The organism is Nostoc sp. ChiSLP03a, assembly GCF_034531215.2.
Taxonomy (GTDB): Bacteria; Cyanobacteriota; Cyanobacteriia; order Cyanobacteriales; family Nostocaceae; genus Nostoc.
This window is the reverse complement of record NZ_JAVRBQ020000140.1, coordinates 97,123-104,170: the sequence shown is the minus strand read 5'-3', so window position 1 is coordinate 104,170 and position 7,048 is coordinate 97,123. Positions and strand designations below refer to the sequence as shown.

General features: G+C 41.3%; 8 protein-coding genes. 3 read left to right on the top strand and 5 right to left on the bottom strand.

Annotated elements, in window-relative coordinates; genetic code table 11:
- Nucleotides 1–252: 252 nt before the first annotated feature.
- Entirely contained in the window at nucleotides 253–1,074 is an 822-nt protein-coding gene (locus RMY32_RS23295) for a hypothetical protein (protein WP_322710674.1), read from the bottom strand.
- 544 nt (nucleotides 1,075–1,618) lie between these two features.
- Between RMY32_RS23295 and RMY32_RS23290 the strand changes: the two genes are divergently transcribed.
- Nucleotides 1,619–1,936 carry a hypothetical protein gene (locus RMY32_RS23290; protein WP_099102821.1) on the top strand — a complete coding sequence of 106 codons (318 nt, stop codon included), beginning with the start codon at nucleotides 1,619–1,621 and terminating at the stop codon, nucleotides 1,934–1,936.
- 237 nt (nucleotides 1,937–2,173) lie between these two features.
- Nucleotides 2,174–3,901: a succinate dehydrogenase/fumarate reductase flavoprotein subunit gene (locus RMY32_RS23285; RefSeq protein ID WP_322710673.1), complete on the top strand. Its 1,728-nt coding sequence runs from the start codon at nucleotides 2,174–2,176 to the stop codon at nucleotides 3,899–3,901.
- 81 nt (nucleotides 3,902–3,982) lie between these two features.
- Here the strand turns inward: RMY32_RS23285 and RMY32_RS23280 are convergent, their stop codons facing one another.
- The 3 genes from RMY32_RS23280 to RMY32_RS23270 all read right to left on the bottom strand — a co-directional run bounded on the left by RMY32_RS23280 (nucleotide 3,983) and on the right by RMY32_RS23270 (nucleotide 5,021).
- A complete protein-coding gene (locus RMY32_RS23280) occupies nucleotides 3,983–4,183 on the bottom strand; it encodes a DUF6887 family protein (protein WP_322689459.1) in 201 nt (66 codons plus the stop codon).
- 15 nt (nucleotides 4,184–4,198) lie between these two features.
- Complete coding sequence (locus RMY32_RS23275) at nucleotides 4,199–4,390, bottom strand: DUF6888 family protein (RefSeq protein WP_322710672.1); 192 nt, start codon at nucleotides 4,388–4,390, stop codon at nucleotides 4,199–4,201.
- An 85-nt stretch (nucleotides 4,391–4,475) separates the two neighbouring features.
- Nucleotides 4,476–5,021, bottom strand: coding sequence for a T4SS efffector SepA family protein (locus RMY32_RS23270; RefSeq protein ID WP_322710671.1), 546 nt, complete (start codon nucleotides 5,019–5,021; stop codon nucleotides 4,476–4,478).
- Nucleotides 5,022–5,324: 303 nt separating this feature from the next.
- On the opposite strand from RMY32_RS23270, the gene RMY32_RS23265 reads away from it, so the two are divergent.
- A complete protein-coding gene (locus RMY32_RS23265) occupies nucleotides 5,325–5,510 on the top strand; it encodes a DDE transposase family protein (RefSeq protein ID WP_322660196.1) in 186 nt (61 codons plus the stop codon).
- An 85-nt stretch (nucleotides 5,511–5,595) separates the two neighbouring features.
- Here the strand turns inward: RMY32_RS23265 and ctpC are convergent, their stop codons facing one another.
- Nucleotides 5,596–6,879, bottom strand: a complete 1,284-nt coding sequence (gene ctpC / locus RMY32_RS23260; protein ID WP_322710670.1) for a carboxyl-terminal processing protease CtpC — start codon at nucleotides 6,877–6,879, stop codon at nucleotides 5,596–5,598.
- Nucleotides 6,880–7,048 lie beyond the last annotated feature (169 nt).

Below are 7,048 nucleotides of genomic sequence, written 5' to 3'. Positions count from 1 at the left end.
TAATGTGAAGTTACACATATCTAGATCCCCCTAAATCCCCCTTTTTAAGGGGGACTTTGATATGTTTTTCTGGTTCCTCCCTTTATAAGGGGGGCTAGGGGGGATCGAATTCTATGCAGCTTTATAAAAAATTGGTATTAGGAGTAAAGAGTTATGAATTAAGAATTAGGAGTTAGGAGTGAAGAGTTATGAGTTATAAGTGAAACATTACGAACTCTTAACTTCTAACTCATAACTCCTAACTCTTAACTTTTAAAGCCCACTGAAGTTGTAACCAACTCCTAATAACAAGCCCACATCAGTTTGATCGAAAAATCCGGCATTGATAGCAGCTGTTGCCGTAAATTGAGAAGTTAGAGGCACATCAATACCACCAGACACCAAAAAGGCAAACTGCGAATCATCACCAGTTTTATAAGCTGCACCTACTCCGACGTAAGGTGCGATCGCTAATGGTTCGCTAAAAGCATCTGCTGGTTTAAAGGTAAAATCGTAGGTGATCGGAAGTAGAACTGTGGTGTTATCCCCAAATATGGCTGAGGGTCGTATTGATATAGAATTTGTCAGTCCGATTTTGCTAACTACCGCAAAGTTACCGTCGCCCAAAGACGTGTCACCACCACTCAAACCAATGTTAGCAGCGACGCCAAGATAGCTACTACCACCACGGGTAGTTCTACCTAAATCAATATCAGATTGCGCCACTTTGGTAGCAGATGGTTGAGCAGGAGTTTGAGAAGTCGGTTGTACGGGTTCAGAGGTTAGCGTTGCAGATGAGGTCGCCACTGTGCCTGGAATAGGTATCGGTGTTACATTGGCATTTTCTTGTATCGCACTGTTGGGCAATTGCTCTACCTTCGTTAAATTTGTGACTGCAAAAGTTTCAGTTGTTTCTGTAGAGAGATTTTGCCTAAACTCTTTGGGAGACGCTACGGTTGCGGAAGGTTCAGTTAATGCCCGATCGCTCAACTTGTTTACTGTCTGGGCGCTTGCAGATAAACCGCTACTCACGAATGCAAGAGTAGCTAAACTTGGCAACCAAAAAACACCTTGACGAAGAAAAATAGTATTCACGTTCACTCCTAAAACAATGTTGCCACGAAAAATAAAGGTTTTTGTTGATTTAAATCAACAAATTCGGGCAATATTCAAAATTTAACATCAAAAAATCGGTTTTACATCCTGAATTTCCTTGATTTCTCTAGTTAATATTTACTAGCAAAAAATTAAATTCTATAGTAATCCTGAATCACTCGCGAAAAACAGGATACCCAACAACTTTTACAAAATCGGGGATTTGTGGGTTGTAATTTTCACAAATTAAATAGAATTGATATATTTATTTGAAATATCCTGAATTTGATAGATGACAAATAGTCTTTTTGCTTAAAATCAAGATAGTGTTTATTAAGGAGGCGATGCCTACGGAGGGCTGCGCCAACGCGATTGCCATCTATTCCATGAACGAAAGAAGTTTGTTAGCAATAACTGCTTTGTTGCCAAAGGCAGTTAGATTGTGAAGTGATATTACAAAGCTTGCAAAAATATTTAGAAATTGCCTACAAGGCAAACATAGTTCTAACGTAGAACCTATTAGGAGAGACTTGAGGCAAATGTGATGAGCGAAAATAATATTCAAAAGTACCGGTTTGTCTGTACCCTGACTTTCGGTGATATCTACGGTCAAATAATTGTTTGGTTGATTACAATTACCCTAAGTTTGGCATCAGCTTTGGCGTTGATGGGTGCTAAACGGCCCGTGTACGCTTTAGCAACAGCGGGTCTCGTTGTTCTGCTATCGCTACCTTTCTTGTTGTTCGCGTTTGTCACTACCTTGTTAAATCATATTGAAGTCAGTCCTGTAGGGCCAGGAACTAAAATGGAACCCATACCAGGTAATGTCTCTCAGCAACAACCTGTACAAGCAACTAGTTAAAGAGTTAGGAGTTATGAGTAGAGACGCGATTAATCGCGTCTGTACAGGAGTTATGAGTCACTCTACCTGTGCCATAACTCTTTGTTTTTAACTTTTCACTCCTAATTTCAAAATTTGTTACAACCTCCCTGTATAGAAGCAGGGATTTTTTGTACAGATGTTATTGTTACAACGCACTAGCTGATTAATCACGTCTCTACAATAGAACAGCAGTGGTTTGCTATCAAAGGGCTAATTATGCTGGAACACGATGTGATTCTTGTCGGGGGCGGATTGGCGGGATGTCGCGCTGCTGTAGAAATTGCCCGCACTGACCCTAGTTTAAATATTGCTGTGGTTGCCAAAACCCACCCAATTCGTTCTCACTCAGTGGCGGCTCAAGGTGGTATGGCTGCATCGCTGAAAAATGTTGATTCCGAAGATAGTTGGGAAGCACACGCCTTTGATACTGTCAAGGGTTCTGATTACTTGGCAGACCAAGATGCTGTAGCGATTCTCGCCCAAGAAGCGCCAGATGTGGTAATTGACTTAGAACATCTCGGCGTTTTGTTCTCTCGCTTACCCGATGGGCGTATTGCCCAAAGAGCTTTTGGCGGACATTCTCACAACCGCACTTGTTACGCCGCTGACAAAACCGGTCACGCGATTTTGCACGAATTGGTTAACAATTTGCGGCGTTATGGGGTGCAAGTTTATGAAGAGTGGTACGTGATGCGTCTCATTTTAGAAGAAAATGAGGCCAAGGGTGTGGTCATGTTCCATCTTTTGGATGGACACATACAGGTGGTGCGGGCTAAGGCGGTGATGTTTGCCACCGGGGGCTATGGTCGCGTTTATAACACTACCTCCAATGATTACGCTTCTTCGGGTGATGGTTTGGCAATGACTGCGATCGCAGGTTTGCCCCTGGAAGATATGGAATTTGTGCAGTTTCATCCCACTGGCTTATATCCGGTAGGAGTGCTGATTTCGGAAGCGGTACGGGGTGAAGGGGCGTATCTAATTAACAGTGAAGGCGATCGCTTTATGGCGAACTATGCGCCCAGTCGGATGGAACTAGCTCCTCGTGATATCACCTCACGAGCGATCGCTTACGAAATTCGCGCCGGACGTGGTATTCATCTCAATGGCAGTGCTGGTGGCCCCTTTGTCTATCTGGATCTACGCCATCTGGGCAAAGAAAAAATTATGAGTCGCGTTCCCTTCTGTTGGGAAGAAGCTCATCGTTTGGTAGGCGTTGATGCCGTAACTCAACCGATGCCAGTCCGTCCGACAATTCACTATTGTATGGGTGGTATACCAGTTAACACCGATGGTCAAGTTCGCAGTAGTGGTGATGGTTTAGTTGACGCTTTCTTTGCTGCGGGTGAAACATCTTGTGTTTCCGTACATGGGGCGAATCGTTTGGGGAGTAATTCACTATTGGAATGTGTAGTTTATGGTAAAAGAACTGGGGCTGCGATCGCCAAATTTGTGCAAAAACGTAAGTTACCTTCTGTAGATGAGCAACGGTATCTAACAGAAGCCCAGCAACAAATTCAAGCTTTGCTAGAACAACCAGGACACTACCGCATTAACCAAGTCCGTGAAGCTTTTCAGGATTGTATGACTGAGTATTGTGGTGTTTTCCGCACTAAGGCATTAATGACTGAAGGTTTGCAGAAATTAGAAGAAATACAACAAAAATACCCACAAATTTATTTAGATGACAAAGGTAGTTGCTGGAATACAGAACTCGTGGAAGCTTTAGAATTGCGAAGTTTGATGGTAGTAGGGCAGACCATTTTGGCATCAGCCCTAAATCGCCAAGAAAGTCGTGGCGCTCATTTCCGCGAAGATTATTCCGAACGAGATGATACTAACTTTCTCAAACACACAATGGCTTACTATTCACCAGCGGGAATTGATATTCAATATCGACCGGTGGCGATTACTATGTTTGAGCCAAAAGAGCGGAAGTATTAGTAAAGGTAAATTTATATGAGAAATCGAGGTGATTACAAAAATTTTGTTCACCTCGATTAAAAATATGAAATTATTAAGTTATCAATCAGAACCTAATTGTTTCTGAATCACAGCAATTATTTTTTCTTCCCAAGCCGGATCGTTTAATTGTATTGCAGCATCACGATGACGAGATTTTCGTCTATCCATGTAAGCATAAAAGGCTTCCTTATCATCCTTGTGCGTGATAAAGTAACTTTTTAGCTCTTGGTCGCTCATTGCTGCATAGTTTACCTTATTCATAGTTCTACACTACATTCATGGTTCTATACTACCATCTAGCCTAATTTCTAGCTCTATTCCTTCATTTTGCCCAGCTAATATAAATATATTAAGCGATCGTTCATCTAATCGCACGATATAAATTGGCTGAAACATTACATTTGTAAGTTGATGGCAAAGTCTATACAAGGATTGTAGCTGTTCTACTCTTGGTTGTAGCTCGTCCATGAATTTTCCTCTTTATAAATGTATATGTAACAAAATTAGTAATATAAACATTAAGTGATGCTCTCATAGTTGTGATTTTCACATCCTATTTAGCATTCCAAATGAACTTCCCTTTCTCACCGGGATACGCTGCTCCCTCTTTGTCGCGCCACTCGAAGTATATTTCAATTGGCATTTTCAAATTCTTCATTAAGTGCAAAGTGTTACGCCATGCTAGATTTGAATCTACACCCTGTATCGAAATGTTTACCTCTGGCAAGTAGTGAAAACCAGAATTTATTTTTTCACCCTTAACGATATGAGATAGAGTTAGTTTGATCAGATACTCTACAGAAAATCCTTGTTGAATAGCAATTTCGTGCGCTGCATCAACGATTTTGTTCCAGTTCGGTTGATAAATTTCCTGACCACCAATGACGGCTCGAAGCACTCTGGTATGGTGCAAATTGCTTACAGCATCAGGTTCAAGAACTCTATAATTTTCAGTTTCAGAAACTTGCTGAGGCTGATAACGTGCCTCATATTCATTCAATAACTTCTCAATAACAGTGATGGGTGTATCCTCGAAAGGGACAGCCAGGGCTTGGAGCCTTTTGTAAATGGGATCGGGTATTCTGATAACTGGCATCATATATCCTTGTGTATTTACTTCTTTTTATACAGTTGTAACATATATATATAATGCCAACTACTTTTTAATCTGTATCAGTCCATCCAGATTTTCTGCTACGGCCAAAAGATAGCGAATTAACAGAGAAAATCTTTTCAGTGTAGAGTTAGCTAAAGAAACGATCCTCAAGCATCTAAGATATTATTGATCCGTAAAAAACTGATTATACGATTACACTTGCTAAATCCCAGATTCAGCAAGTGCGAAGATATTTTCTGTATGGCGTAAAATTCTTACTATAAAAACAAGATTTTTATTTAAAATATGAGCAATTCACAAACTTGGTACATTGTCAAGCGTTCTGCTGGAAACTGTGAAATTATCCCCAGCGACCAAGTTGGCGACGATAATTTAGAAATTATAGAACAGTGGGGGCCTTTTAGTTCGCAAGAAGAAGCGATCGCTCGACGTGTCGGACTCATTAGGGCTGGGAAGTGCCAACCGGTTTAAGTTAGGAGTTAGAAGTTATAAGTTGACAATGATAGTTTTTATTTTTAACTCCTCACTATTCACTCCTAACTTTATTCCTAACTCTTCATTTTTCTGCTGTAGATGTGCCCTGAACAGCAATTTTTTTACCTATCACTTCCACCGCTTTAGCAAATTGAGGGTCTGCAAGAGTCGCGAGTTTGTCACGTTCATGCAGCCACAAATCCTCCATCTGCTTTTTGCTCAAATCCACTTTCACATCTGGCGAAATGCCTTTGTGATTGATATCTGTACCATTAGGGGTATAGTAATGAGCAATTGTCACCGCTAATCCTGAACCATCTTCTAGGGGACGCACCGATTGCACTAGTCCCTTACCAAAGGTTTGAGTACCGACCAAAGTAGCACGCTTATTATCCTGCAAAGCCCCTGAGAGGATTTCACTGGCACTAGCGGAACCTTTATCTACCAGCACCACCAACGGTTTATTTGTCAAGGCTTTTCCGTTTGCCTCTTCCTTTTCTGCCTCTCCTTGGCGTTCAACAGTGGAGACAATCTTACCTTTATCTATCCACATCCGAGCAATATCGACACTGGAGAAGAGTAAGCCGCCTGGATTTCCACGCAGATCGAGAATATATCCAGCTACCTTTTTGTTTTCTAAATTTTTGATAGCGGTTTGCATTTCTTTACCAGCATTGGCACTGAACTGGTTCAAGCGAATGTAACCAAGATTGCCTGCTGGAGTTTTCTTTTCAGAAAACTTAACTGGATGGATTTCAATTCGCGCCCGTGTAATATCAAATTGTTTTATTTGCTTGTCGCGTTGAATAGTCAAGCTGACTTTCGATCCTGCTTCACCTCTAATCAAAGACACTGCCTGATTAGTATCCATCCCCTTAGTATCTTTGCCGTCAATTTTGAGGATGATATCTTTTGCTAAAACACCAGCTTTAAAGGCTGGTGTATCTTCGATTGGCGCAATTACAACCAATTGCTTGGTTTTTTCATCCTGACTAATGGTGATCCCAATCCCTGTCAATTCTCCAGAGGTATCCACCTGCATATTCTTGAATTCCTCTGGACTCATAAACCGGGTGTATGGGTCATCTAGCTTTTTCAGCATTTCCCGAATGGACTTATATGCATCCTGCGGATTACTGTAGGACTTGCTCAAGTATTCCTTACGAACAGCTTGCCAATCTACCTGATTAAAAGTACCGTCGACATATTGGCGCTGAACAATTTGCCAAACTTCATCTACTAATTCTTTAGGACTTGCTTTAAATAAAGCCTGACCTCGCGAATGAATGCCAAGGCTAGTAACAGCGATCGTGGAGAGTGTAACTGCCGTAGCACCCAAAACAAGCCTATTTTTTGTAATCACCATAATGACAGCTGCGTCAGAGGGAAAATAATATAGTCAGTATGCTCAATCTAACACAGGCTACCACTGTACAGACCGAGTATGTATCCTTAATTTAAACAAAATACTTGACAATCCGGCGACCTTGATGGTTAAAAGATACAAAGTTTTTGGGGATTGGGTATGGGGCATT

Excerpts from the sequence above, each read along its gene's own strand:
- RMY32_RS23290 (WP_099102821.1), top strand. The coding sequence starts at position 1,619 with ATGAGCGAAAATAATATTCAAAAGTACCGGTTTGTCTGTACCCTGACT.
- RMY32_RS23285 (WP_322710673.1), top strand. The coding sequence starts at position 2,174 with ATGCTGGAACACGATGTGATTCTTGTCGGGGGCGGATTGGCGGGATGT.
- RMY32_RS23280 (WP_322689459.1), bottom strand. The coding sequence starts at position 4,183 with ATGAATAAGGTAAACTATGCAGCAATGAGCGACCAAGAGCTAAAAAGT.
- RMY32_RS23275 (WP_322710672.1), bottom strand. The coding sequence starts at position 4,390 with ATGGACGAGCTACAACCAAGAGTAGAACAGCTACAATCCTTGTATAGA.
- RMY32_RS23270 (WP_322710671.1), bottom strand. The coding sequence starts at position 5,021 with ATGATGCCAGTTATCAGAATACCCGATCCCATTTACAAAAGGCTCCAA.
- RMY32_RS23265 (WP_322660196.1), top strand. The coding sequence starts at position 5,325 with ATGAGCAATTCACAAACTTGGTACATTGTCAAGCGTTCTGCTGGAAAC.
- ctpC (WP_322710670.1), bottom strand. The coding sequence starts at position 6,879 with ATGGTGATTACAAAAAATAGGCTTGTTTTGGGTGCTACGGCAGTTACA.